This window comes from Halorubrum sp. SP3 (genome assembly GCF_005435195.1).
GTDB lineage: Archaea > Halobacteriota > Halobacteria > Halobacteriales > Haloferacaceae > Halorubrum > Halorubrum sodomense.
Genome location: NZ_SGTU01000589.1, coordinates 1 through 288, shown reverse-complemented (window position 1 = coordinate 288; position 288 = coordinate 1). Strand labels below are relative to the sequence as shown.

Here is a 288-nt window from a genome sequence, read left to right as displayed (position 1 = left end):
GGGAGGCTTTGTGGTTGAGGTCACGAATCTGGCGCCCCTCTTTGTTACCCACGCGGTTCCGTGCGCGAAGCGCACCCGCCTCCGACAGCGACTCGCGTAGGGAACGATATTTGCGCCGTACGTATTTCGCCTCACGACCGGACACCAGCATCGACTCACCCGTTTCAGCGTCGACGGCGAGCAGGTGGTTGTGGCCGATGTCCACGCCGATTGCCGTCTCGTCACCAGTTTCAGCGTCGTACTCGACGGTGAACGTACAGAACCAGTCGTCGCCCTGGCGGTACACCT

At 61.8% G+C, this 288-nt stretch carries 1 pseudogene; it reads right to left on the bottom strand.

The window, feature by feature from the left end:
• Window positions 1-288, bottom strand: a pseudogene (locus EXE42_RS17685) (RNA-guided endonuclease TnpB family protein); the annotation flags it as partial.